The following is a 25,908-nucleotide window of genomic DNA, read 5'->3' as shown; positions in this document are numbered from 1 at the left end:
TTTTGATTCTGAGTAAATTATTTTTTCCCGGTCAGATACTGAAGTTTCGCTGCACTCAGGTTGGTACGAAGCAATGCATCCAGGTATTTTTCTTTGATGTCGTTGACTGTTTTCAGGCTAAAAAGGTATTCCGAATAACCGATCTCTCCTGCCCGATATGCTTCCTGTCCGCTCAAGAGGATGGATTCTGCATTGACCAGGGCCGACTGACGATAGTATTCCAAGTTATTCCTGTTTGTTAAATATTCCTGTAGAGCTTGCCGGTATTTCCCCTGTAAATCTGCCTGATAAGCTTCGTAATTGCTTTCCGCCACTTTGGCCGACAACGCCGCTGATCTTACTTTTGCATGGTACCCGTTGAAAAACACCGGGATTGCCAAACCAAGCTGGAATCCCTGGAAACGTTTGGAACCATCAAAATAGACTTCCTGGTTATTTACGCTTTGGGTCCCGATCAGTGTTTGGTTGAAATATCCCAGGGTAATGTCGGGCAAGCCTTTGGCAATCTCCACTTTCCGCTGGCTTTCCGAAACCTCGATTTGTTTCTGAATGTATGCCAGTTCCGGGTTTTCAGCAACTGCATTTGAATCATTCGCTAACAACAGCTGCTGCTCCTGAAGATGCATTTCGGAAATGGTCACCGGTTCCTGACTGCCTACCAGGTTTTGCAGCAACGACAGGTAGCGCAATTGATTTGCCCTATTCTGGGCCAAGCGGTTCCCGATCTCGTTTGCCTGCGTTTGGGCCGTATTCTTTTCAAGCAAGGTTCCTTCTCCTGTTTTCTCTCTAAGGGAAGCGGATTCTACAAATCCTTTGAAGACGCTATCCTGGGCACGCAAGATTTTTTGCTCTTCTTCCAGGAACTGCAGATAATAGTAGCATTGCCGGATCTGGTACACCAGGTCGTTCCGGGTCAGCTCTGTTTTCAATTGACTTTGCTCCGCGAGAACATCTCCTAATTGGGACTGGGCAGAGAATACGGTCGGGAACGGAATGGTCTGGGAAATCGTCAGGTTGTTGTCGTGCCGGTTGATGCTGTTGTATTGACCGACCATCAGATTCACATCCGTTTTCGGGAGTTCAAACAGCGTCTGCTTGTATTGTATTTGGTATTCAACCTGTCGGTTTCCTGCAATGATTGTTTTGTTATTCGTTAATCCTGCTTCAATGGCCTGATCTAAGGTCAGGGGTTTTCCCTGTGCATATCCCCAACCCGACAAACTGATGGCCACCACCAGGGCTGCCGCCGGCAACGAACGGCTTGTTGGTTTGATCTTCTCAAACCAGTAATACAGAATAGGCAGAACCAGTAAGGTAAGCAACGTGGCAGTCATTAATCCCCCTATAACAACAGTAGCCAGGGGTTTTTGAACTTCTGCCCCGCTTCCGTTGGAAATGGCCATCGGAAGAAAACCAAGCGACGCCACCAGGGCCGTCATAATTACCGGACGCAAACGAACTGCCGTTCCCGTTTTGATGATTTCCACGGTATCTTTCATGCCTTCTTTTTTTAATCGATTAAATTCTGCAATGAGTACGATTCCATTTAGCACGGCTACTCCGAACAGAGCAATGAACCCAACACCTGCCGAGATACTGAATGGCATGCCACGCACCCACAAGGCCAATATGCCCCCGATTGCCGAAAGCGGGATTGCGGTAAAGATCAGCAGTGCCTGTTTGGCCGACTTAAAGGTCAGGTAGAGCAAAAAGAAGATCAAACACAAAGCAACGGGAACTGCGATTGACAAGCGGTTTTTTGCTGCCTTCAGGTTTTCAAAAGTTCCCCCGTATGTGGGATAATAGCCGGCTTCGAATGTCACTTCCGAGTCTACCCGTTTCTGGATCTCTTCCACGATGCTTTCCACATCCCTTCCACGGACATTGAAACCCACCACAATTCTTCGTTTTGCTTCGTCCCGCTGAATCTGGTTCGGCCCTTCCTTGAAATCAATCGTTGCCAATTGCTCCAGGGGAACTTGCATCCCCGAAGGAGATTCAATGAAGAGGTTACGAACATCATCCAAATTTTGGCGGTTCACCTGGTCGAGACGAACTACCAGATCGAAGCGTTTTTCACCTTCAAATACCAAGCCGGCAACTTCACCTGCAAACCCTGCACGGATAGCCGTATTGATGTCTTCGATGTTCATTCCGAACTGGGCAATTTTATCCCGTTTGAATTCAATGACGATTTGTGGCAAACCGGAAACCTGTTCTACATAGATGTCTTGTGCCCCTTTAATCTGCTGTGAGATTGCTCCGATTTGTTTGGCATATTTACTGAGTTTATCGAGGTCTTCACCATAGATTTTGATCACCACATCTTGCCTGGCACCCGTCATCAGTTCGTTGAAACGCATTTGTATAGGTTGCTGGAACCCAAAGGTTACACCCGGAATGTGGTTTTCCAATTCCGCCTGCATTTTCTCCGCAAGTTCGTCGCGTGTAGTGGCGCTGGTCCATTCCGACTTGTCTTTCAGTATGACCATCAAATCACAGGCCTCCACCGGCATCGGATCTGTGGGAATCTCTCCCGAACCGATTTTACCAACCACCTTTTTCACTTCCGGGAAATGGTCTTCCAGGACTTTCCCTGCTCGGGTCGCCGTTTCAATGGTCTGGGACAAACTGCTTCCGGTTAACACACGTGTTTCTACGGCAAAATCCCCTTCTTCCAGGGTTGGGATGAATTCCGAACCCATCGTTCCGAAGAGGAACAAGCAGAAAAAAAACAGAGCAACTGCCACCCCGGCTACCGCTACTTTGGTCTTTAATGCAAAACGCAGCATAGGCGCATATATACGCTGACATCCGTCCATGATTCTATCTGAGACTGAACGTTTGATAGAAATCTTTTTGCTCAGGAACAAGGCGCTCATCATCGGCACATAGGTCAATGAAAGCAGGAATGCCCCGAGAATTGCGAACACCACGGTTTGGGCCATCGGCTTGAACATTTTTCCTTCTACGCCCACCAGTGCGAGAATAGGCAGGTACACAATCAGGATAATGATTTCACCGAAAGCCGCACTGCTGCGGATCTTGGATGCCGATGAATAGACTTCCTGATCCATTTCCAACTGGGACAAGGTGGTTTGTTTGCTCCGGTGATGCAAATGATGCAAGGTCGCTTCCACAATAATCACCGCCCCGTCAACAATCAACCCAAAGTCGATAGCCCCCAAACTCATGAGGTTTCCGCTTACTCCAAAGAGGTTCATGAGCGAAATGGCAAAGAGCATGGCCAATGGAATAACCGACGCTACAATAAGCCCGGCACGGAAATTTCCCAGCAGCAATACCAATACGAAAATGACGATCAGTGCTCCCTCCGCCAGGTTTTTAGCCACCGTCCCGATGGCATTATTCACCAATTTGGTCCGGTCCAGAAAGGGATCGATGACAATTCCTTCCGGAAGCGTTTTTTCAATCTGTGCGATCCGTTCTTTCACTTGAGTAATTACTTTGGAAGAGTTGGCCCCTTTCAGCATCATGACCAATCCGCCGACCACTTCTCCGTCGTGGTTCCGGGTCATGGCCCCGTAGCGGGTTGCCGCTCCGAATTTCACTTCGGCAACATTACGGATGAGTACGGGAATCCCGTCATCGTGCGTGGCCACCACTATCTCTTCAATATCTGCAATAGACTGGATCAATCCTTCACTGCGAATGAAGTAAGCTTTCGGTTTTTTATCGATATACGCCCCGCCGGTATTCTGATTGTTCTTTTGCAGGGCGCGGAATACATCATTCACCCCCACATTCATGCTTTTCAGCTTATCGGGGTCCAATGCGATTTCGTATTGTTTTAAATATCCGCCGAAACTGCTCACATCGGCAACACCTTCAACCCCCAATAACTGGCGTCTCACGATCCAATCCTGGATGGTGCGGAGTTCCGTTGCATTGTATTTCTTTTCGTATCCTTTTTTGGGATAAATGGAATATTGGTAAATCTCCCCCAGCCCGGTTGTTACCGGAGCCATTTCAGGGGTTCCCATTCCCGGCGGGATGGTTTTCGACGCGCCGATGAGGCGTTCGCTCACCTGCTGGCGCGCCCAGTATACATCTACATCTTCTTTGAAAACGACCGTTACTACCGACAACCCGAACCGACTGAAAGAGCGGACTTCCTCGATGTGCGGAATGGTAGCCATGGTTTGTTCCACGGGAAAGGTCACAAAGCGCTCGATGTCTTCGGCACCGTTGCTGGGTGATGTGGTAATGATCTGTACCTGGTTGTTGGTTATGTCCGGAACAGCATCGATGGGCAGTTGATTGACGGAATATGCTCCCCAACCGATCAGTGCGACGATCATAATCCCGATCACCAACTTATTCCTGATACTGAATTGAATGATTTTATCTAACATGTTCAAAAAATTAATCACGAAAAATGCATCTACCGGTGCATACCGGCAAAGTGCAGACAGGTTTCTGCGAACCCGTAATAACGAGTGATTAACCTACCTTTGGTGGCTGCCAAATAGATGAATGGAATTCAGAAAAGCTGAACCGGTATGGAGGCACGGGTGTTTTTTCCGCAAAATAGAGCTGATATTCCGTAACTGCTTCGAATGTAGCTTTCTTTTCTATCACGTACACAAATGAAATCAATGCATGATTGTGGTTTGCCGGACAGTCATCCTGGTGGTGGTGCCTGGAATCTTTGTGTTCTTTGATTCCTACATGTTCGCAGATAAAATCCAGGAAGCTCAAGCGGTGGTGTGTTTTGTTGTGGTGGTCGTAATGGGAAATGAAAGCCGGAACAAAGGAAATGGCATGCGCTGTTTCCCCCGGCAAGGTAATCGCCAGGATGAGAAACACAATGAACCCTTTCCTGATGCTTTTCATTTGCGGTAAAGGTAGTAAAAATTCGGGTTGACCGGCGGATAGCGCTCTTTTATTTTCCTCAGAGGTTCGCGGAGGATCGCAGAGCTTTTTTATTTTTTAGCGTGCGGCGGGTGGCGCAGATTGGGAATAAGCTTGTTTGATGATGGAGAATTAGTCTGCGGCTGAGTTTTTTTTGATTCAGCGGAACAAACAGGCCCGCGATTAATCGCGGGCCTGTTGTGGTTTATTTGTTATGTACTATTATTTTACTGACGACGGATGATCCGTTCTCGAATTGAACACGGGTTAAATAGGTACCCGACATTAATCGTGAAAGGTTTTGGGTTACCATGGTGGAACCTTCGCCCAAGTCAACTTGTTCAGACAACACCACATTTCCCATCAGGTCAATAATACTCACGGTTGCTGCTTCGCTTTTGGTGATGTTGTTTACCCGGATTGTCAACTGATCGTTTGCCGGAACCGGATACAGATCTACTGTGATATTGTCTGTATTGCTTTGAACCTCATCGATACCAGCCGGTTCATCCAGCGTATTGATCGTTGTGTTGGTTGTGATCGGTGCATTGTAATCGAAATAAATGTTTGCGTTGTTGGTGAATTCCGTTCCTACAGTACCGGTTGTTTTGCGTTGAATACTATAGTGCACCAATGCCGAGCTCAAGGCATCGCCATAAGCACTTTTCCACGGTAAATGGATATTTGCAAAGGTAAAAGTCACCAATCCCGTTTCACTCATCGTGGTTGTGTATTCATATTCAGAATAACCAGGCTTGAAAGTCGTCCAATCCAAATCCGTATCCAATTGATCAGTTACCACAATGTTCTGTGCAAAGTAAGTTCCTTCATTCTGGAAATGAATCGTGTAATCGAACTCTTTTGTTTCCAGCGGAACCAAGCCTGCTGCTCCGGTACCTCTCGGCGAAACTTCTTTGTAGTTCGGGTCATAGGAACCAATTACAAAGGTTTGATAAGCATTCACGTTATTCCACGGAGTATTATCTGTCAACCAACTGGTTGCGATCGGCGCCATGTTTGCAACAGTATCATTAAATTCTACCGCTGTTCCCAATGGAATAGTTGTAGGTACTGCATAGTTTAAGAGCATCATATGCGTACCGCTCGGGTTCAGTGAAGGGAAACCGGATTGGATACTGTACGCATTCGGATATGTACCGGGGTTTAATTGTACAAAACCAGGGGATGTTGCGTTTACGAAATTCAATTGTCCGTCGTGCGCATATCCTACCTGTATCCCGGACTCGGTAATGGTCCCTTCGTTCTTCACAATCATTTTTTGCTGGTAATTGTTTCCCGGGATCGGAGGAAGTGTTGCATTCACCGTTACAATTTTCAAATCATGCAGCGGATTGATGCTATTGGCGAAATCTACCACTGTGTTACACCCCGAAGCGGCAACCACACTCACCGCAACGCTGTTGCTTTGGCAGGGCGACAAAGGATAATATTGGTCCACCTGTTCGGAAATCGTATACGTTCCTGTTGGCACCTGGAAACTGTAATGCCCGTTTGCATCTGTAAATGTGTAGCCGAAACCGGAACAATGGATCATGATATTCTCCACGCCATTTTCACCGGAATCATGAACACAATCTGCGTTCGCATCCACATAAACATCTCCTTCAATGGTACAATAACAGCTTTGGCTTGTATTCTCATTTGTTATCCAAAAATGTTTTGAAGTGCTGCATCCGTTCGCATCTGTTACTGTTACATAATACTGGTCTGCTCCCAGGTTACTTGCATTCTGAGTGGTTGTTCCATTGGAATAAGCGTAAGAATAAGGTGCTGTTCCCCCACTTACGATTGCATTTGCAGATCCGTCTGCAGCGTAAATACAACTTGTCCCTGCTGTTGATACTCCCACATTCACCGGCGAAATGGTTGATAAGATATTCGATTTGGTAACTGAACAACCCAAAGCATCTGTAATGACACATGAATACGCTCCGAGCGGAATGCCACTGATGGAACTGGTGGTTGCACCATTACTCCATAAGTAAGTAAACGGTCCATTTGTTCCGGAAACAACCGCATTCGCAGTTCCGGTAGTAGCCGGGCACACCACTGCAGGTGTATAAATCGCTGCATTTATGACACTCACCGGAGCTACAACTACAGTACCTGTTCGCACACAACCCACTGCATCTGTTACCTGGAAAGCATAGGTTCCCGGAGCAACATTGGTGAGCGTTGAACCAGTTACCGAAGGATTTGAAGCCCAAGAATAAGTATATGGTGCCGTACCGCCTGTTACGGACAAAGTAGCCGATCCTGTTGCGGCGGTACATTGACTTGGTGAAGCAGTATAAGAAACGTTGATCGGTGTATTGGTAGAAATATAAGCATATCCCTGCCCTATACAGCCATTGGCATCTGTTGCGACTACCGTATACGAATTGCCTCCGGTTAAATTAGTTGAAGTATTCCCCGTTTGACCGTTGCTCCAAGAGTAAGTATAGGGACCAACGCCTCCAGAACCAAATGCGATCGCGCTTCCGTCTGTTTGCACACAGGTAGCATTGGTAACGGTTGTGTTTACAAAGATCTGAGGATTTTGTACGATACTTGCTCCTAAATTATTCGAATAACAACCTTGTGCATCCGTAATCACCAGCGTATAATACCCCTGGCTCATTCCACTGATGGAAGCACCTGTAGCGCCGGTACTCCATAGATAAGAATACGGTGCCACACCTCCCGAGGCCACTGCGTTTGCTGTTCCGTTGGTGCAGCTTGCAGGCGTAGTATTAATCGAGGCGGTAATATTGGACAACTGCATGATGCTGAGAGCTGTATCTCCCATATGCAATATACACCCAGTTGTTTGGTCCTGGATCTCTGTTTCATATGTTCCCAGAGGAACGCTTGCATTGTTCCCTATATAGGTAGTTAGGGTTTGTGTGTTGGTCCAGGTATAGGTAAACGGCCCAGTTGTTCCGTTCACCTGTACGGCATTGATCGTTCCCATAGTAGCAGGACAGGTTGGTGACGTTGCACTTACATTAAAAGAGAATTGGGGGGTGTAACTGTTTTGTGTATACGCATATGAGCTTCCGTTTGATGCCTCGCAAAACAGGTAGCCGTCGTTGGACATCCCGAAATTTGTCAATTGGTCCGTTGCAGAATTGACATTTGCGTGAACGACTGTTGATCCGTTCACATAATAAGTATAGGTAATGGGAAGTGGGATTCCCGTAGTGGTGATGGTATAAATACCATCGTTATTACAGGGCGCCTGGGTAACTGTTCCTGTGGCTGTCTGGCTTACCGCGCAGTGCACCGCACTAACGAGGAAGAGCAATAAAAGGTGGATTTTTTTCATAGTTTTCATTATTACGTTCGTTCATTAAAAAGACTTTCCATTGATAAGAAACGTTGCATCTTTGAACTTCGGGGGGGGGAATTAAAAATTATTTTTTCAAGTCTCCTAACACTGTTGGTGAAAAGTGATCTGTATCTGTGGCAGAGCTTTTTTTAGCCCGCAGATTACACAAATTCGGAATGGCTTTTTTGATGATGGAAATTAATGCCGTCTGTTTCGGTGAAGCCTCCGAAACGGAAGGTTGCTTGAATGAAAAGCTGGAAAAAGCGTTTTTACCTGCTACCTCAACATTTGATTTTTTGCGAAAGTCATACTTCGCCTTCATCAGCCATACGAGTACTTTTCCCTACTTCTTATCAATCTGGAACCCGGTAAAATCCGATTGTGCAGAAGGGTCATCACTGCATGCATTTACGGTAATGTATGTCAGGTCTGGGTTGTCGTCTACATAATCGGAAAGAAAGGTTTTTTTTTCAATATACTCCGTTTGTTTTGCGGTATCCTTGTCGGAACTGCGCAATTCATCCTCGAATGGCTCGAGCTGCATATCGTCAATCTCTTCTCCTTGTTTTTTCACCTGGAAGGTTTCCGGGGTGACATATGATTCGGCCCATTCCTCAAATTCAGGCTTGCGCTCGAGCGCGGCAAGTGATCCTTTCTCGCTTCCTTTCAGGTCTTTGAAGCTGCGCTTGGCTGTGTCCAGCTCCTCCAGCAGTTTGGTCTGCAGGTCTGTTTTTCCGATCTGTGTATTCTGGCGCACAATGGAGATTACCGTACTGTTTTTCCAAAGGTCTTTGTTGGTGCTAATCTTCATCATTTTCCGGATCTTTTTGTAATCCGGGTTATTCGTAGAATTGAGTACCAGGGAAATATCACCCAGGGTGGCGCCCGGCGGCGCAGTGATCACGATCGTTTTGCCTTTCGGAATTTTATAAGGAACCAAGTCTCCCTTCTTATCGCGACGTAACCCTCCGTGTCCGCTGACGGTTGCTTTTTTGGGTCGTTGTTTGGTACGTGCCAATTGTATAACGGCTTGCCGCTGAACTGTTCCGCGATTATCTGCCATTGCCTGGAAACGGGAATTGTTCTTTGCCTGTGTACTGTCATTGGCTGCCGCCTGCAATTTTTGTTGGATCAGGGCTTGCGGCCGGTTGTCAGCCAGTTTCAGTTCCGGATCTTTTTTTTGTTCTTTTGAAAACCGGTCAGTTGCGGCTGACAGCAGTCCTTTGTTTTGCGCGTTGTTGTCTTTGTGAGTGTGCATAACTGGTGTGAATAGTCACTTCGAATATACTAAAATGATTGAATCGAACAGAATGAATTTATTCCGGACGATTTATGTGTTACGGAGCGGGAAATTCGCACACCTCTCGAGAATGTCACCCATCTTAGCACCTATACTGATCTTGTATCGCCAATAGCTCTTCGCCTTCATGAAGCCACAAGTATAAGCGTTAATCTTCCCTCAAGGGATAGAGTTTTTAGGTTCTTGGCAAAAAGTAAGACCATTTTATCCTACCGCTCGTCCGGATTGTCTTTTTGATCTTCGTCTTCGATGATTTTTTGGTACCAGCCAAAGCGCTTCATGCGCAGCAGGAAGTAAACAATTGCTGTGGCCAGAACGGCAATGATAAACATGTTCAATGCAATGGCCGAACCGATGCCGGCGGTAGCCCAAAGTGCCGCAGAGGTTGTTAATCCATGCATGTGGTTCCCTTCCCTGAAAATGAGCCCGGCGCCAATGAACCCGATACCGGTTGCAATAGCCGCCAGTATCCGAGCAATGGCTGAAGTATCATCCGTGAGGTGTTCGGCAATGGCCACAAAAATACACGCAGAAACAGCTATCGCTCCGAAGGTCCTCACCCCGGCAAACTTGCTGTGCTGTTCCCGCTCAAAACCAACGAGACCTCCCAATACCAAGGCAAAAAGCAACTTCGCCCCGATAATCAATTCAAACTTGATATCCACGTTCATATTACCTGATTCGATCGTCCTCTAATTTAACAAAATCAGGGAAGAAACAACGGTAGGAAATGCATTTTTGCTTAGGCTTTGGAAAAAGTAGGAATGAATAAGACTCAATCCATCTTGGTCCGTTCCTTTAAACGTTGTTTTGCTTTTTTCACCCCGTTCTCGGTAATACACAGGATCCGGGCGATCTCTTTATTGGAAAACTCCAGTTTGACCAATGCCGCAAGCCTCAGGTTATTGGTTGTAAGTTCCGGGAACCTGCTTTTTAACTCCGACAGATAACCACTGTGTATTTTATCAAATTCGGACATAAATGCCAGCCAGTCGTTCTCCAGGCTCACTTTATTGATCAAACTTTCTTCCACCTGCGAATTTGCTTCATTTTCCAATGACCGGATCAGGTTGTTTTTCCGGTTTATTTCTTCGGTAAGCATATGGAGGCGCTGCACAAGCAATTTTCCCTCCAGTTCCTGATTCTGAATTTTCACCTGTGCTTCTGCAACCTTACTTTTTTTCAATCGGTTACCGATGAACAAAATATAGAGTATTCCCAGCAGTAGCAGGATGACGACAATTCCAAGGACGATCAAATCTCTTTGAGCTTCGTGCTGTTTCTTCACTTCCAGTTTTAACAGCTTGTTCTCCTGTTCTTTGAGCTTTGTTTTGTAACGGACTTCCAGCTGGAATAGCTCCCTGTTTTTTTCGATGTTATTCAGGCTGTCATAATAGAGGAAGGACGAATCTTGCATGGCAACCACCTGCTCCAGGTTCCCCACTCCCCGATCGGCTTTTGCCAAATCACTGTAATTTAAGTGCAGGGTATAGATATCTCCTTCCAGGTAAGCCTGCTCATTGGATTTATTGAAATAGGTAATCGCCTGCTTATACTGCTTCATTTTGAGGTATATCACGCCAATGTTGTGGTAAATATCTGAAGCAGCGCTCATACCGGTCAGCCGTTCTTCGTACGAAGCGGATTTCAGGAGAAAGTCCAGGGCTTTGCGATACTGTTTCATGTCGCCATAGATATGTCCCAGTGTTGCGTAGGTGATCGTCAGGCTCTCTTCATCCCCTGTTTTGAATGCATAATCATGTGACTTCGTTGCATAATATAAAGCCGAATCCGGTTGATTGAGTGACGAATAAATCTGTCCTAAAATAGCATAGGAATCATACAATTTCGGTTCCAATCCGGGCTTGCCTTTCAGCAGTTTAATCACTTTAAAAGACTGGTCCCTTGCCTCTTTATAACGCTGGTTGGTCAGGTAATAAAGAATGAAATTGTGGTACTGGTCGGAAATTAGTTCCCGGTTGTTCGTTTTCTCTGCCTGTTCGATCGCGGCGGTGAAATTTGCGTAGCTTCTCGGATAATTTCCCAGTTTGTTATACCCTTGGGCCAGGAACCCGTGAAAGGATATTTTCCAGTTGACGGTCATTTCCCCTTCTTTCTTGCGCATGAATGATTCCAGTAAACGAATCCCCTGTGCAATTTGGTCCTGGTTATAATAATTGGATGCTTTTTTCAGAACCGCACTTGCAAGCAATTCATCGTCGTTTTTCTTTTCTGCCAGCTCAATGGCTTTGTCGAAATGCCGATGGGCTTTCTCATAATCCTGCCGTCCGTCGCGGTAGCTAACTCCCAGGTAAGTATACAGGATGATGTTATCCTGGGCGGATTGCAGTGTCTGAAATTTAGCCGCCTGTTCAAAAGCCGGGATGCATTTTTCGTACTCATCGATCAGGTAGTAATAGATACCGCGATCCAAAGTCAATTCCGCCCGATCTCTCCGAGTCGCATTCTTTCCCTTTTTCCGGATGATCTGCTCCTCTGCCCGGATGATTGAAAGGAGTATTTCCGGCTCTGAGTCTGTGTGCAAACGGATGAATTTCTCATGTTGTTGTTGGAAGGAATTTTGCCCAAGGAGGTTTCCGATAAACACCCATTGAACCAAAAACAAAATGTAAAGTCGCCGCATGGACTAAAATTAGGAAAGATTTGGCACAAATAGGAGTACAAATGGGGTACACCCCCGGTAACAAGCGAATATTCAGTCTAATTTTGAAAAAAAAATAACCCTATGAAATATTGTGTGATCACATTTTTTGCCCTGTTCACTGCATCGGCAAATGCCCAGGAAAAACCTGTTAAGCGAAACGAGTACAAAGCAATCGGCATTACTTACAGCAGCTATGCTAAACCTCAGTCCAGCAGTTTGTACCAAACGAACCTTCTTCAAAATCCGAACACATATGATGACGTGCGGCGAAATATCGGGGTGACCTTCAGTTATACACAAATGAATTTCATCAAAAACTTCGGGGTGGAATTCGGGATCGGGCTTGAACTGATGATGACCGATAACTCATTCCGCTTTACCCTCCCGCCTCTCTCTGATCCAACCGAAATGAACCTGAATGACTCGCGCTCTAATGCAGGATTCGTTCACATTCCGCTGCATTATGTTCACCGCATTGAACTGAAGAACCGCTTTACTCTTTTTCCGAAGATCGGTGTGGATGCCAAAGTGCTGATCATCAATCCTGAGTACGGTACAGGAATATATACGGACAGTTTAAACAACATCAATTACAGCTTAGGATATGAAACTACCCAACTTTACTCGAACGGGCCTTTCCAAAATGTCTTTCTCAACGGAATGATCGGGGCCAACTTAACCTGGTCCACACAGAAAGGTGCCACTTTTGGCCTGCAACTGGCATTCAGCGTCCAAATTATCCCGAATACCTTACTGACACGCATTCGTGATATTCAATATAAAAAAGACGGTGAAGTGGTTTTTGACTCCAACAAATTTAATGGTGACTACTATTACTATGATCAAAATGGCCAACTGGTTTACCAGCCTCCAACAAAGACCAGTGATTTCCTGGCAGAGAACAAAATGACGAATTTCTCGATAGGGGTTTCTTATGTGTTTGGGAAATAAGTATTGTTGAAGCGATTGGGGCTCTGCCCCTCTTGTTCTCCTAAAGAACAGAAGTTCTGAGACCAACGAGATCTGAGGTAGTATTAAAACATCACTTCTTTTCTTATTGGAGGTGGCGGGCTTGAGTCCCTCCCGATTGCGATTCTCATTTCATTAGTTGCAGTTTACCCTCAGGCATACCTACATTGAAATAGTCTTTTTTAGTTTAATCACTGCAAGAATCATTAAACCGATACCAACACCCGTGATGGCACCAAAAATAAAATCAGGAAGTTGGATGTAATGAGCAACTATTTGTGCTGTACTGATCACCAGCAGTCCAAGAATCGTTAGAATAAGCGCGTGATTGGTTTTCATTGTGTCAATTTAAAAACGATGTATTGCAATCATAAAATTAATCGTTTTTCAAGCATGTTTACCAAATTACCGTAAAAAAGAAACCCGGGATGCATTTATCTGAATTCCCGCAGGGCAATTGCGTATCAGGACAAAGCCTGTACTCGAAACTCCATTTTCCATCGATTAATACGTGAAGGTAAAACCGCCTCCGAAGCCCATATCGCTGTCGTAATGAGCGGAAAGTGAAAAGGATTTATTGAGGATATATTTCAGGCCTGCCATGTATTCAAAATCCGAATTGTACATTAAACCAAGACGCAAACGTTTGGTGAGCGGAATATCTTCCCGCATCAATTGCAGGCGGAATTTCCCGTCCGTATCGATTCGGACATCGGCAACAATGAGCATGGGTAGCGTATATTGAATCCCGGCACAGAGAACCGTTCGCTGATTGTGTGTATTCACCTGGCCAAACAAATTGCGCTCGGTCTCTCCGCTTTCCATCCTGCGGTAGCGCCAATCCAACCCGACATAGGGCATAAACCACTGCATTTTCCCGATATACCGGCCCATATGGACTTCCGTCTCATAACCCATCTTCGCACTGTAGCCCAACCGCCATTCGGCCTGCAAACTCCATCGTGTGTTTTGCAGCATCATTTCACCATCGTTTCCGTTTGTTGCAAAATCATTCAGAAACATGAAATGGAATTCACGGTCATCGGCATACAACTTCTTCAGAGATTTCTCCGGATTCGGCAACTGGGGATTCGGAGGGGAGTTTTCGTAGGAAAAAATCCGCCCCATTCCGCTCATCATGTGGTACAGAATATGGCAATGGAAAAACCAATCACCGCTCTCGGTTGCTGCAAATTCGATCGTGTCTGTTTCCATCGGCATGATATCCAGGACGTTTTTCAACGGAGAATAGTCTCCGTTTTCATTCAGTACCCTGAAAAAGTGTCCATGTAAATGCATCGGGTGGCGCATCATGGAGTTGTTGTAGATAATAATCCGGACATTCTCCCCTTTCCTGATTAAAATCTTATCAGCTTCGGAAACGGTTTTATTATTGATGCTCCAAACATAGCGATTCATATTCCCGGTCAGTTCAAAGTGGTAAACCGTCGTCTTGGCCTCCGGCAAGGTCGTTTTTACAGGCGATCGGAGCATGTTGTAATTCAGTGTCACGATTTCTGACAGTTCATTGCTTTTGTATTGCTTGCCATCCGCCATGTCCATGTGCTTGTGCCCTTGTTTTTTCTTTTTCTTTGAACCGGTTATCTCCGGATACATCACCACATTCATATCCATTTGCTGCAAACTCATGTTCATTCCCATGTCGTCCAGGTTCCCATCCATTTTGATCATGTCATTCATCATTTGCATGCCTTCGAAATACTTCAGGGGTTCCAGCGGAGAAATCAGCTGTTTTATACCTGTTCCCAACCACAAGGAGGTGCTTCGGATCCGATCTTCCGATGTTGCCTGAAGCTCGAAAGCTGTGTTTTCCGAAGGAATTGTCAGGATCACATCGTAGGTTTCCGACACGGCAATGATGAAGCGGTCAACGGGTACCGGTACCACGTCCATTCCATCGCTGGCAACAACATTCATCTTCCCCCCCGAATAACGGATCCAGAAATAGGATGAAGAACTCCCGTTGATGATCCTTACCCGGATCCGGTCCCCGGCTTTAAACGCGGGGACTTCATCTTCCGACCGGCCATTGGTAAGGAGCTTGTCGTAATACACATCGCTCACATCCATTGCCAACATGCGCTTCCATTCATTCCCGAATTTTGTTTTGAGACTTCGCGCGGCAATCGCATCTGCATAACTCTGCACCGCACCTTTCTGGACCACGGCTTTTTTAATTGCAGACCAATCGTTCGCCATGTGCAGTCTCCGATGGACTTCGAATGGTTTCATATCTGTCCAGTCACTTAAAACAATGGTATATTCCGGCAGCTTTGTTTCCTCTTTTTTATGAATGATAAATGCTCCGTACATCCCGTTTTGTTCCTGCAATTCCATGTGGGAATGATACCAGTATGTTCCGTTCTGAACGATGGGGAATTTATACAAATGGGTTGTTCCGCCCGGAATGGGTGCCGTGGTCAGATATGGAACACCATCCTGTTCATTGGGCAGGATCACCCCATGCCAATGAATGGAAGTTTTCTTTTTTGATTCGTTATGAACCCAGATCTCTGCAGTATCTCCTTCCGTAAAATGCAATTCAGGCATGGGGATGCTCCCATTCACGGAAAAGGCCTGCCGCTCCTTACCTGTGAAATTTACGATCGTATCCCTGACATACAAATCATAACGCACTGTTTTTTGTGCCAGTGTTATCAGGGGCATCCATAGCATCATGATTATCCACATTCGTTTCTTCATCTCAATCAATTTCCATTGTTAACCACTCATTTTCTTACGAAAGGAGACTTTCCGGGATTATTATTCGCGAATTCGTTCAATCCGGAATCCGGCCTGTATTACTTTTTCTTCGATTTCGTCTGCCGTTATTTTATCCGAATGGACCGTCAGGATTTTATCCGGATTAAGGATGTCCACGTTCCATTCTTCCGGAGTCAGCTGTTCGTTCAGAAACGGGCTTACTTTTTCCAAACATCCGGCACATTTAATCGTTGTTTTAAATTGATGTGTTTTCATGTTAATGTATTTTTTCAACTATTACTCCAGCAAAGTTTGCGCTTTTACGGCATTCCTGTCTTATAGTATTTTCTGTACGTTTTATGATTTTTACGGCTTCTTCACTTTCTGAATTTCAGCAGCAAGCTATTGCTCACCACACTTAAAGAACTCAATGCCATCGCGGCACCTGCGATCATCGGGTTGAGCAGGAAACCGTTCACGGGGTAGAGCACCCCGGCCGCTATCGGAATACCTATGATGTTGTAGATAAACGCCCAGAACAGGTTTTGCCTGATTGCTGAAACGGTTTGCCTGGACAAGTGAAATGCGACCGGTATTTTGGTCAGATCGGAAGAAATGATGACCATTCGCGCCACGTCCATGGCAATATCGCTTCCTTTTCCCATGGCAATACTGACATCTGCCTGTGTGAGCGCGTTGCTGTCGTTGATCCCGTCACCGACCATTGCAACCACTTTACCTGTTCCCTGCAACTGTTTCACAAATGCCGATTTATCCGCAGGAAGGACTTCCGCTTGATAGTGGTCAATTCCGGCTTTCTCCGCAATCGCTTTTGCTGTTTGTGCGTTATCTCCGGTAAGCATATACACTTCAATGCCTAACTGTTTCAATTGCCTCACAGCTTCTACGGAAGTTTCTTTGATCTCATCCGAAACAGCTATCACCGCAAGTGCCTTCCGTGTATCTGCAAAGAAAATGACTGTTTTTGCCTCGCCGAGCCAGGTTTTCGCTGTGGCAACCAATTCCTCGCTCACAATAATCCGGTTCTGTTCGAGTAAGCCTTTGTTTCCCACATAATAAGTGTTGCCTGCTATCTCTGCCTTTGCCCCGAATCCTGTAATGCTTTCAAAGTGCTGAACAGGAAGCGACTCTTTTCCCTGGAGGTATTCAACCACAGATTCTGCAAGCGGGTGCTCGGATTGTTTTTCCATAGTGTACAAGATGGATTGCGACGATGGATTGTCATTTAACCAATGGATGCCAGTAACTTGCGGTTTTCCTTCGGTAATCGTCCCTGTTTTGTCGAGTACCACCGCATTCACTTTGCGCCCAAGCTCCAAACTTTCTGCATCTTTTATCAAAATTCCGTTTTCGGCCCCTTTGCCCACACCCACCATGATCGCCGTAGGTGTTGCTAATCCAAGCGCACAGGGACAGGCGATAACCAGCACGGTCACCAGTGAAAGAATTCCTTGTGTCCACCCGTTCTCTCCTCCCAGGATTACCCAGAGAATCAAGGTCAGGATTGAAATACCCAAAACGACCGGCACAAAGATCCCTGCAATTTTATCGACCAGCTTCTGAACAGGAGCTTTACTTCCCTGTGCATCCTGGACCATTTTAATGATCTGTCCCAGCATGGTTGCATCTCCCACTTTTTCTGTTTGGAACCGGAAACTTCCTTTTTGATTGATCGTTCCTGCAAACACTTCCGAACCTTCCTTTTTTTCAACTGCCAACGGTTCCCCGCTCAGCATGCTTTCATCAACGAATGAGGTCCCGGAAATCACCCTTCCATCCACCGCAATTTTTTCTCCTGGTTTTACGACTATCGTATCACCGATACGTACCTGTATGATCGGTATTTCTTCCGATTCGCCGGCTTTGTTCAAAACGGTAACCGTTTTAGGTTGCAGCCCGATCAGTTTTTTCAATGCGGAAGAGGTATTGCCTTTTGCTTTTTCTTCAAGTAATTTTCCTAGTAAAATAAACCCGATAACAACGGATGCTGCTTCAAAATACACATGAGCATGCAATCCCCTGCTGTGCCAAAAATCGCTAAACAAAGTATTGAAGACACTGAACAGGTAGGCGATTCCGGTACTCAAAGCAACGAGCGTATCCATATTGGCAGAACGGTGCTTTGCCTGTTTCCACGCATTGATGAAGAAATCTTTACCAAGCCAAACTACAACGGGTGTGGAAAAAGCCCACATGATATAATTCGCATAAGGCATATCCATGAAAAACATTCCTATGACAACCACCGGAAGTGACAACAGGATCGCACCCAGTGTTCGCAGTTTTAACCTGCGGAATTTTTTGCTGTGTAATTCTTCCAGCGTATCGTGTGCCGTTTCAGTTTCATCAATCATCAGGTCATAGCCGATTGAACGCAATGCGGTTTGAAGCTCCTTCGGTCCAACCAGGGTAGGAATGTATTCCACGGATGCCGAATTATTGGCGTAATTTACAGAAACCGAAACCACTCCTTTTGTGCTTTCAAGGATCGTCTGCGCACTGACTGCACAGGATGCACAAGTCATGTTTAACACCGGAAAGTTCTTTTTGACTGTTGCGACCTCATATCCCAGGTCACGAATCCTTTTGACAGCCTTCGGTAAAATATTAAACGCTTTTGTTTCATTGATGATTGCACGGTTGTTGTTCAACTCCACCTTATGAAAAGTGATTCCTTCAAGATCCTTTAATCCGTTGTCCACAATCATGGCACAATGTTCACTTTCCACCCCTTCAAGCGGAATATGAAGTAATTCCTGATCTGTTATTTCCATAATTTTCAATTTATATTGCAAAGTTCACTTGAAAACAATGGATATGCGTTATGGAATTTCCTGATAGAGTTATGACTTTTACAACAAATCGAGTGATTTCCGCTTAGCCGCTCTAATGCTTTTGAAATGACTGGGAGTGAGCCCGACGACTTTTTTGAATTGTGTACTCAGGTAGGCAACACTGCTGTACCCCATCTGATCGGCAATTTCACTGAGAGACAATTCGTCATAAACGAGCAATTCTTTCACGCGTTCTATCCGCTGAGCGATGTAAAACTTCTCAATGGTTGTTCCTTCGACTTCCGAAAACAAATTACTCAAGTACTTATATTCCATTGGAATGAATTGCATCAGGTAATCGGACACATTCATTTTCAATGTTTCATCCGAATGATGCACCAGCTCTATTACGAGATTTTTCACCCGCTCGATCAGCCTGCTTTTTTTGTCATCGATCAATTCAAACCCTAATTCACGAAAGCGTGTATCTATCCGTTTCTTTTCTTCGGTTGTCAATGCTTCTTTTAACTCCACTTCACCCAATTCCACCGCAAGCGGTTGAAGCCCGAGCTGTTCGAGCTCAGACTTCACCACCATTTTACAGCGGTTGCATACCATGTTTTTGATATAAACCTTCATTTTTTTTACCGGATCGTCTTGGTTGTTTTTCCGCAAGTCAGCATGGAACTTCCATAATACGGATTTTTCACTGCATTTTCCTTGCTCAGCCAATCGGCTCCTTTTCCGTCATTGTACATCGGACAATGTTGCAGATAGGTCGTTTCGCCCGGTTTAAATGTCTCGGTTAACGTATAGATCTTTTGCGACAACTTGGAAAAATGCTCTCGCTGATGCGCGATGTCTTTTGTTTCCGCAATGTGTTCGGCATGCATCAGCAAATCTCCCGAAACGTTCATCCAAGCGGCATGTTCTTCAGAAGACATGGACTTCATGTCTACTTCTCCAATTGCTTTCGCCAGCGCCAATGCTTTTGCTGAAGCAGTTTTGCCGTCGTCTTTTACCAGTGCATCCTTCAATGCAAAGTAGTGATCATACACCCCGGAAAGTAAGTTTCCCTTCTCTTGTTCGTTCACAACTGTTTCACTTTCTTTCTGTTCGTTCGCCGGATTAGCCGCGACAGAAGTTTCTTTCTTCATCCGATCGTAGTGACAGCATCCCGGGAGTTTTGCATAGGCATCGTCGGGAGCCAGAAACTGTTCGTTGTCATAACCGGCATAAGCCACCCGCTTAAGCACTTCGGATGGGGTTGTTTGTTTGGAATCATATGTCAGGGTCAGGACTTTTTTGTCTTTGTCCCATTCAGCTGAAGAAATGCCTTTCTTATTAGCTGCAGTTTCGATGGTGTTTTTACACATGTCGCAATTACCTGCTACTTTATATGTTTCGGTCTTTGCATTTTTTATTGGAGATGCACAAGCGGTAAATGCCAACAACAGTGACATTCCCAGCATGAAGTGCTGTAATTTTTTCATATCATTTGTTTTTTTGAATCATTAAAGAAATTCCCCTCTTAAAGGAGCATCTATCATAGCGGTTTATCAGCTGATTCTATATCAGGAACGAATCGTTCTGGATGTAAATCGGTTCTTTGTACCTGCCGGGCGGCAGATCCGGAATGTAGTTCAAAACGGTATTCGCATGAACAATGACCCTGTTCCGGGTGAATTCAAACCGGAACTGTTTCGGTGCTGTTATTTCCGCATCGGTGCTTTTAACAATGGAAACCGACTGTTTGAGCTGCTGATTTCCAAGTTTTAACGAATAAGTAAGCTGTTCGCAGCATTTTTTCTGAACCAGCGGATTCTTTTCGGGAATGGTGGTTCCGCAGGAACAATTCATTTTAGATGTTGAACCGAATAGAGAGACATCTGTCAATCGTCCTCCACAAAAATGCGTCGATACCGTCATTCCAAGAGCCGGAAGCAGGTACAGAACCATTATTATCAGTGAAAGAATCCGTTTCATTCCCATTTGATTATAAACAAATGTAAGTTACATGCCAATTGAAAACAACTGTTTTCAAACTTAAAGTTAAAAATCACTTCACAGCATACTGAAAATTTAATCTTTTTTTGGAATTCCACCGCCAATAGAAAGAAGGCTGGCGCGGGAAGCTGGGCAAACGGATGCAGGAAGACAAAAGTAAAGGCACTATTACATTTTTTATAATTTTTTGCATAAATCACAGGTTCTCTTTTCATCCTGCAACATCTTTAGTAACTTATATTTCCTCCGCTTTTCCAAACCACCTTTTCGTTGAACGAATAACTAAGTTGAATTAACAAATAAAACGAACGATGAATTATCACGATTACAAAAGTTGTATTGATGCTTGCCTCCGCTGTGCAGCATTATGCGATCATTGCGCTTCTTCTTGCTTGCAGGAAGAAAATTTGGAGAATATGAAACGCTGTATTCAATTGGACATGGAATGCGCCACCCTGTGTTATGCAGCAGCCCGTTTAATGAGTATCGGCAGTGAGCAAGCAGGAGCTCTTTGCAGGCTGTGTGCAGAAATGTGCGAACGTTGCAGTGAAGAATGCGGGAAACATGCACATGAACATTGCAAAGAATGTTCGGAAGCATGTAAAACGTGTGCCGAACATTGTAGAAAAATGGCGGCATGATGCAGAAAACGCTTTTATTCCAACACCAATTTAATCGAATCGGTTTGTAATCTATCAGTTAGCCAATTCGTTAATTTTTCCCGTTCGGTTCTCCGAAGCGGTGTGGAGAACTTTAGCACAATGAGTGTTAAAGTATCATCCTGTTTGCTTCCTTCCGTAACCCGCACCACGGCATTTCCCAGGGAGTACGACTTTAAAGTTGGATAAAGTGCTTTCAATTCATTCCGTATATCCGGAAATTCCGGTGATTTTTTTAATTGCTGGGTATGAAGGGAATCCCGTTGGAGAAGTTCCTCCAATATTCCTGTTTTTATTTTGGAAGGATCTATTTCTTTCCGGGCATTAAAGCCCTGACGGACGATTAGTTTGGCCTCATCCAGCTGGTATTGTTTCAAATTCGATTCAATGGAGTCAATGATGGATTGCTGCAACTCCTTTCCAATCAGTGACACATCTATTTCCGGGGTTTTAGTGTTGTAATTCACCGCTGTACTAATGACCATCGTGTTCTTAAATGTGAACTGCTCCTTCACGAATTTCTTGGCATTGCTTTCAAAAATACTTTGATGAACGATCCCGTATGTCAGATAAATACTCGGCAGAATGGTAATGATTATTACACCCAATATATACCGGGATACTTTTTTTTCACTCGCGGGATCGTCGAAAGAAACCCGTTTGAACTTCATCAGCCTGATAATCATAAAGGTACTGATACAGATAAAAATGCTGTTAATCAGGTATAGATACAGTGCGCCCAAAAAATAATAAAAATGTCCTGTTGCCAATCCATAACCGGCTGTACATAGCGGAGGCATTAGTGCTGTTGCAATAGCTACCCCGGGAATTGCGTTGCTTTTTTCGTTACGCGTTGCGGCAACCACTCCCGCCAATCCGCCGAAAAAAGCAATGAATACATCCCATAACGTAGGTGTGATGCGAGACAGCAGTTCGCTTTTAGCCTCATCCAAGGGTGTGATCCAAAAATAAATGGCAGATGTGGCGATGCCGATCAGTGTTGCTGTAATTAGGTTGCGCACCCCTTTTTTTACCAGTTCGAAATTATTCGTACCGATTCCAAGGCCCACTCCCATGATCGGTCCCATCAGCGGTGAGATCAGCATCGCACCGATGATCACAGCTGTCGAATTCATGTTTAACCCGATCGAGGCGATGAGGATGGCAAAGATCAAGGTCCACAGGTTCGCCCCAACGAAATCAGAGTTTCGTGTAATTGATCGGATAACTTCCTGTTCGTTTGCCTGGTCGTGACGCAAATTGAAACGGCTGACAATGAATTTCTTCAGGAATTGAAGTAAATTTTGGTTTTCCATCGATAAAAAGATACAAACTTTTATGAAGAAGTCTTCTTTCTTCTTTGTGCTATTTTGAGAATCACAGTTCCTGCTATTCCCGCCAGCGCAGATGCAGTAAGAATCCCGTATTTTGCCTGATCTGTCAGTTCACTTTCTTTAAATGCCAGTCCCGTGACAAACAAGGACATCGTAAAACCAACACCGGCAAGTACCGATACTCCGAGGATGTGCATCCAATTGGATCGTTCGGGAAGTACGCCTATTTTGAACCGGACACTGAGCCAGGTGAATGAGAATACTCCTATGAATTTACCCACCACAAGACCTGTCACGATTCCGAGACTTATCGGATTGGCGATCATGGACAGAAAATCCCCGTTCAGGATCATCCCCGAATTAGCCAGTGCAAACAATGGCATGACGACAAATGAAACCCAGGGATGAAGGTTTTCTTCTATTTTCTGCAAGGGTGTTTCAGCTGCCAGGCACAATTTTTTCATATCCTGGATCCTATCGTGCTGCTCGGGAGTTGTCAATGTACCTTCCAACGGGATCGCTTCCGCAAACTTATCGGCATATTGCCGGTTCTTCCTGATAAATTCTTCTTCATCAATTTTGGTCCTGGCCGGTATGGTAAATGCGACCAATACCCCGGCTATGGTTGCGTGAACACCCGAGAGCAAAAAGCCAATCCAGACAGCGATTCCGATTACAAGATAAAAACCGGTACTGCGAACTCCCAGGTAATTTCCCAACAACAGCAACAACAACAATGCACCTCCGATCAATAAAGGAACGGCAGAAATATGAGCGGTATAGAAGAAAGCGATGACCAGCACTGCTCCCAGGTCGTCTGCAACAGCAAGTGCGGAAAGGAATACTTTTACCGATGAGGGAATTCCTTTTCCGGAAAGTGAAAGCAAGGCTAACGCAAAAGCAATATCGGTTGCCATGGGAATTCCCCATCCTTTCAACCCGCTTCCTCCCACATTGAATAAAACATAAATGATTGCAGGCACAATCATACCACCCAGAGCAGCTATCATAGGCAATGCAGCTTTGCGCGGAGTAGACAATTCCCCTGCCATGAACTCCCGTTTCAATTCGAGTCCGATAACAAAGAAAAACAGCGCCATCAATCCGTCATTGATCCAAACATGCAAGGGTTTATCCAGGGCATATCCATCAAAATCCACGACAAATTTCTGCTCCCAAAAATGGAAGTAACTTTCCTGCCAGGGAGAGTTTGCAAGAAAGATTGCAAGCACCACACAGGAAAACAAAACGATACCACCGGTAAACTCCCTATGAATGAATCGGTTGACTGGCTTAAGAAGTATTTCAATAGGCGACTTTTCCATATTCCGGTGAGTTTATTCGTTTTTGAAAAACGTTAAATATACCATTTTTTCCCGGGAACATTTGCTCATTTTACACCTATTCAAGATCGAATTAAATCAACTAAATTCACTGTAACTGCAATGGAAATCTGCTGAGAATTCTAAGTCATACTGAAATTGAAAACAAGAGAATCGGCAGAACGTGTGTTTACCTGTTATCTTCCATTACCTTATAGGTGGGATCTTCCACCACATTGATTTCAATGATTTTATTTGCATTGTTCAGAAGCCGCGTACAATCCTCACTTAAATGCCGTAAACGGAGTGTTTTTCCAACTTTGAGGTAACGTTCGGTCAAGGAATTGAGCGCTTCAATGGCTGACATATCCGCTACCCTGCTTTCAGAAAAATCAATCACCACTTCCTGCGGATCATTCGGCACATCAAATTTTTCATTGAATGCTGCTACAGAGCCAAAAAAGAGCGGTCCATAGATCTCATAATGTTTCACCCCGTTTTCGTCGGTATATTTCCTTGCACGGATCCGTTTGGCATTTTCCCATGCAAAAACCAATGCAGAAATGATTACCCCGATCAGCACGGCTAAAGCCAGGTTGTGCATAAACACCGTAATCAGCGTCACCACCAGCATAATAATAATATCTGCTTTGGGCATTCTGCCGAAAATTCGCAGACTCGTCCATTCAAACGTCCCGATTGCAACCATAATCATGACTCCCGTAAGCGCGGCTATTGGCAACTTCCCAATCACCGGTGCACCGAAAAGAACAATGACCAGGATGGTGAGTGCTGAAATAATTCCCGAAAGCCTTGCTCTTGCTCCCGCAGATAAATTGACCAGGGTTTGAGCAATCATCGGACATCCGCCCATACCAAAAAAGAATCCGTTCAATATATTTGCTCCTCCCTGCGCGATGCTTTCACGATTCCCGTTACCTTTCGTTTGTGTCATTTCGTCAACCAGATTCAATGTCAGCAGCCCTTCCGTCAAACCTACTCCCGCCATAATTGCCGCATAAGGAGCAATGATCCACAGTGTATCCAATTCCAGGGGAACGAGCGGAATGTGAAAAGGTGGTAATCCGCCCTGAACAGATGCAATATCGCTAACCGTTTTGGTATCAATTCCAATGAAATAAACCAATCCGAACAGGATAATAATTGCCAAAAGTGATGCAGGAACGGCTTTGGTAACTTTCGGAATGAAGATCACCAGCCCTATTGTCAATGCTACCAATCCTGCCATGGTCCAAAGGGCCGAACCTGTCATCCATCCGGCATGTTCACCCGTTGTTTTGAATTGAGAAATCTGAGCAAGGAAAATGACGATTGCCAGTCCATTTACAAAACCATACATCACAGATTGCGGTACCAACCGGATAAACTTGGCGAGTTTAAAAAGCCCAACGAGCATTTGAAATACTCCTGCAAGTGCTATCGCTGCAAAAACGTACTCGATTCCGTGCGACTGCATCAGCGCAATGAGAACGATTACGGTTGCTCCGGCGCCACCTGAGATCAGCCCCGGCCGCCCGCCAAAAATAGCCGTAAACAAGCCCATAATAAATGCACCATACAACCCGACAAGTGGAGGAAAACCGGCTAACAAAGCAAACGACAACGACTCCGGGATCATGGTCATTGCCACAGTTAACCCTGCAAGAATTTCTGTTCTATAATTGACCTCCTGGTTGAGATCGAATAAATTGAAATATTTTTTCATTCGAAAAAAGTATCATTGATGAGGAATAAACTCCCCGTTAAGAATAGTACATTTATGGGCGGTTTGGAAAATAAGTTACTCAAGACGAAGTAACCGGATTATATTAAATCTTTCTTCCAATTTGCACAACCGGGCGCAAAGATAGCAAATCCGAGGCGATAACTAAGTTCTGAAAGGGAGACAGGACGATCACCTCGGACA

18 protein-coding genes are annotated in these 25,908 nt (G+C 45.0%); 2 read left to right on the top strand and 16 right to left on the bottom strand.

Going from position 1 to position 25,908, the window contains the following annotated elements; genetic code table 11:
• Positions 1–17 precede the first annotated feature (17 nt).
• The 6 genes from FO442_RS15555 to FO442_RS15530 all read right to left on the bottom strand — a co-directional run bounded on the left by FO442_RS15555 (position 18) and on the right by FO442_RS15530 (position 12,150).
• Positions 18–4,376 (bottom strand): CusA/CzcA family heavy metal efflux RND transporter, encoded by a 4,359-nt coding sequence (locus FO442_RS15555; protein ID WP_144334136.1) that lies wholly within the window; start codon positions 4,374–4,376, stop codon positions 18–20.
• Between the two features lie 88 nt (positions 4,377–4,464).
• Positions 4,465–4,857: a hypothetical protein gene (locus FO442_RS15550; RefSeq protein WP_144334135.1), complete on the bottom strand. Its 393-nt coding sequence runs from the start codon at positions 4,855–4,857 to the stop codon at positions 4,465–4,467.
• Between the two features lie 223 nt (positions 4,858–5,080).
• Positions 5,081–8,203, bottom strand: coding sequence for a DUF7619 domain-containing protein (locus FO442_RS15545; protein WP_186280181.1), 3,123 nt, complete (start codon positions 8,201–8,203; stop codon positions 5,081–5,083).
• Between the two features lie 346 nt (positions 8,204–8,549).
• Positions 8,550–9,464, bottom strand: coding sequence for a hypothetical protein (locus FO442_RS15540; protein ID WP_144334133.1), 915 nt, complete (start codon positions 9,462–9,464; stop codon positions 8,550–8,552).
• 251 nt (positions 9,465–9,715) lie between these two features.
• Positions 9,716–10,177 carry an MgtC/SapB family protein gene (locus FO442_RS15535; RefSeq protein WP_144334132.1) on the bottom strand — a complete coding sequence of 154 codons (462 nt, stop codon included), beginning with the start codon at positions 10,175–10,177 and terminating at the stop codon, positions 9,716–9,718.
• Between the two features lie 104 nt (positions 10,178–10,281).
• Positions 10,282–12,150 carry a tetratricopeptide repeat protein gene (locus tag FO442_RS15530; RefSeq protein ID WP_144334131.1) on the bottom strand — a complete coding sequence of 623 codons (1,869 nt, stop codon included), beginning with the start codon at positions 12,148–12,150 and terminating at the stop codon, positions 10,282–10,284.
• Between the two features lie 102 nt (positions 12,151–12,252).
• On the opposite strand from FO442_RS15530, the gene FO442_RS15525 reads away from it, so the two are divergent.
• A complete protein-coding gene (locus FO442_RS15525; RefSeq protein ID WP_144334130.1) occupies positions 12,253–13,122 on the top strand; it encodes a hypothetical protein in 870 nt (289 codons plus the stop codon).
• Between the two features lie 180 nt (positions 13,123–13,302).
• Here the strand turns inward: FO442_RS15525 and FO442_RS18755 are convergent, their stop codons facing one another.
• From FO442_RS18755 to FO442_RS15495, 7 genes are all read right to left on the bottom strand, one after another.
• A complete protein-coding gene (locus FO442_RS18755) occupies positions 13,303–13,479 on the bottom strand; it encodes a hypothetical protein (RefSeq protein ID WP_186280179.1) in 177 nt (58 codons plus the stop codon).
• A gap of 165 nt (positions 13,480–13,644) precedes the next feature.
• Positions 13,645–15,864 carry a multicopper oxidase domain-containing protein gene (locus FO442_RS15520; RefSeq protein ID WP_144334129.1) on the bottom strand — a complete coding sequence of 740 codons (2,220 nt, stop codon included), beginning with the start codon at positions 15,862–15,864 and terminating at the stop codon, positions 13,645–13,647.
• A gap of 60 nt (positions 15,865–15,924) precedes the next feature.
• Positions 15,925–16,140, bottom strand: coding sequence for a heavy-metal-associated domain-containing protein (locus tag FO442_RS15515; RefSeq protein ID WP_144334128.1), 216 nt, complete (start codon positions 16,138–16,140; stop codon positions 15,925–15,927).
• A gap of 101 nt (positions 16,141–16,241) precedes the next feature.
• Positions 16,242–18,659 carry a heavy metal translocating P-type ATPase gene (locus tag FO442_RS15510; protein WP_144334127.1) on the bottom strand — a complete coding sequence of 806 codons (2,418 nt, stop codon included), beginning with the start codon at positions 18,657–18,659 and terminating at the stop codon, positions 16,242–16,244.
• A gap of 78 nt (positions 18,660–18,737) precedes the next feature.
• Positions 18,738–19,298 carry an AraC family transcriptional regulator gene (locus FO442_RS15505; protein ID WP_144334126.1) on the bottom strand — a complete coding sequence of 187 codons (561 nt, stop codon included), beginning with the start codon at positions 19,296–19,298 and terminating at the stop codon, positions 18,738–18,740.
• 5 nt (positions 19,299–19,303) lie between these two features.
• The gene (locus FO442_RS15500; RefSeq protein WP_144334125.1) at positions 19,304–20,152 is read right to left on the bottom strand and encodes a DUF3347 domain-containing protein; all 849 of its coding nucleotides are present in this window, start codon (positions 20,150–20,152) and stop codon (positions 19,304–19,306) included.
• Positions 20,153–20,228: 76 nt separating this feature from the next.
• Positions 20,229–20,645 carry an HYC_CC_PP family protein gene (locus FO442_RS15495; protein ID WP_144334124.1) on the bottom strand — a complete coding sequence of 139 codons (417 nt, stop codon included), beginning with the start codon at positions 20,643–20,645 and terminating at the stop codon, positions 20,229–20,231.
• Between the two features lie 332 nt (positions 20,646–20,977).
• On the opposite strand from FO442_RS15495, the gene FO442_RS15490 reads away from it, so the two are divergent.
• On the top strand, positions 20,978–21,307 hold the full coding sequence (locus FO442_RS15490) for a four-helix bundle copper-binding protein (RefSeq protein ID WP_144334123.1): 330 nt from the start codon (positions 20,978–20,980) through the stop codon (positions 21,305–21,307).
• A gap of 14 nt (positions 21,308–21,321) precedes the next feature.
• On the opposite strand, the gene FO442_RS15485 is transcribed toward FO442_RS15490, so the two are convergent.
• The 3 genes from FO442_RS15485 to FO442_RS15475 form a co-directional block, all read right to left on the bottom strand.
• The gene (locus tag FO442_RS15485; protein ID WP_144334122.1) at positions 21,322–22,641 is read right to left on the bottom strand and encodes a TIGR00341 family protein; all 1,320 of its coding nucleotides are present in this window, start codon (positions 22,639–22,641) and stop codon (positions 21,322–21,324) included.
• Between the two features lie 20 nt (positions 22,642–22,661).
• The gene (gene nhaA, locus FO442_RS15480) at positions 22,662–23,984 is read right to left on the bottom strand and encodes a Na+/H+ antiporter NhaA (RefSeq protein ID WP_144334121.1); all 1,323 of its coding nucleotides are present in this window, start codon (positions 23,982–23,984) and stop codon (positions 22,662–22,664) included.
• A 187-nt stretch (positions 23,985–24,171) separates the two neighbouring features.
• Positions 24,172–25,707, bottom strand: coding sequence for a SulP family inorganic anion transporter (locus FO442_RS15475; RefSeq protein WP_144334120.1), 1,536 nt, complete (start codon positions 25,705–25,707; stop codon positions 24,172–24,174).
• Positions 25,708–25,908: the final 201 nt, after the last annotated feature.

Source organism: Fluviicola chungangensis, assembly GCF_007558725.1.
Lineage (GTDB): Bacteria > Bacteroidota > Bacteroidia > Flavobacteriales_D > Crocinitomicaceae > Fluviicola > Fluviicola chungangensis.
This window is presented reverse-complemented; position numbering and strand designations above follow the sequence as displayed.

Excerpts from the sequence above, each read along its gene's own strand:
- FO442_RS15530 (WP_144334131.1), bottom strand. The coding sequence starts at position 12,150 with ATGCGGCGACTTTACATTTTGTTTTTGGTTCAATGGGTGTTTATCGGA.
- nhaA (WP_144334121.1), bottom strand. The coding sequence starts at position 23,984 with ATGGAAAAGTCGCCTATTGAAATACTTCTTAAGCCAGTCAACCGATTC.
- FO442_RS15475 (WP_144334120.1), bottom strand. The coding sequence starts at position 25,707 with ATGAAAAAATATTTCAATTTATTCGATCTCAACCAGGAGGTCAATTAT.
- FO442_RS15555 (WP_144334136.1), bottom strand. The coding sequence starts at position 4,376 with ATGTTAGATAAAATCATTCAATTCAGTATCAGGAATAAGTTGGTGATC.
- FO442_RS18755 (WP_186280179.1), bottom strand. The coding sequence starts at position 13,479 with ATGAAAACCAATCACGCGCTTATTCTAACGATTCTTGGACTGCTGGTG.
- FO442_RS15520 (WP_144334129.1), bottom strand. The coding sequence starts at position 15,864 with ATGAAGAAACGAATGTGGATAATCATGATGCTATGGATGCCCCTGATA.
- FO442_RS15505 (WP_144334126.1), bottom strand. The coding sequence starts at position 19,298 with ATGAAGGTTTATATCAAAAACATGGTATGCAACCGCTGTAAAATGGTG.
- FO442_RS15515 (WP_144334128.1), bottom strand. The coding sequence starts at position 16,140 with ATGAAAACACATCAATTTAAAACAACGATTAAATGTGCCGGATGTTTG.
- FO442_RS15490 (WP_144334123.1), top strand. The coding sequence starts at position 20,978 with ATGAATTATCACGATTACAAAAGTTGTATTGATGCTTGCCTCCGCTGT.
- FO442_RS15545 (WP_186280181.1), bottom strand. The coding sequence starts at position 8,203 with ATGAAAAAAATCCACCTTTTATTGCTCTTCCTCGTTAGTGCGGTGCAC.
- FO442_RS15485 (WP_144334122.1), bottom strand. The coding sequence starts at position 22,641 with ATGGAAAACCAAAATTTACTTCAATTCCTGAAGAAATTCATTGTCAGC.
- FO442_RS15550 (WP_144334135.1), bottom strand. The coding sequence starts at position 4,857 with ATGAAAAGCATCAGGAAAGGGTTCATTGTGTTTCTCATCCTGGCGATT.
- FO442_RS15510 (WP_144334127.1), bottom strand. The coding sequence starts at position 18,659 with ATGGAAATAACAGATCAGGAATTACTTCATATTCCGCTTGAAGGGGTG.
- FO442_RS15525 (WP_144334130.1), top strand. The coding sequence starts at position 12,253 with ATGAAATATTGTGTGATCACATTTTTTGCCCTGTTCACTGCATCGGCA.
- FO442_RS15495 (WP_144334124.1), bottom strand. The coding sequence starts at position 20,645 with ATGAAACGGATTCTTTCACTGATAATAATGGTTCTGTACCTGCTTCCG.
- FO442_RS15500 (WP_144334125.1), bottom strand. The coding sequence starts at position 20,152 with ATGAAAAAATTACAGCACTTCATGCTGGGAATGTCACTGTTGTTGGCA.
- FO442_RS15540 (WP_144334133.1), bottom strand. The coding sequence starts at position 9,464 with ATGCACACTCACAAAGACAACAACGCGCAAAACAAAGGACTGCTGTCA.
- FO442_RS15535 (WP_144334132.1), bottom strand. The coding sequence starts at position 10,177 with ATGAACGTGGATATCAAGTTTGAATTGATTATCGGGGCGAAGTTGCTT.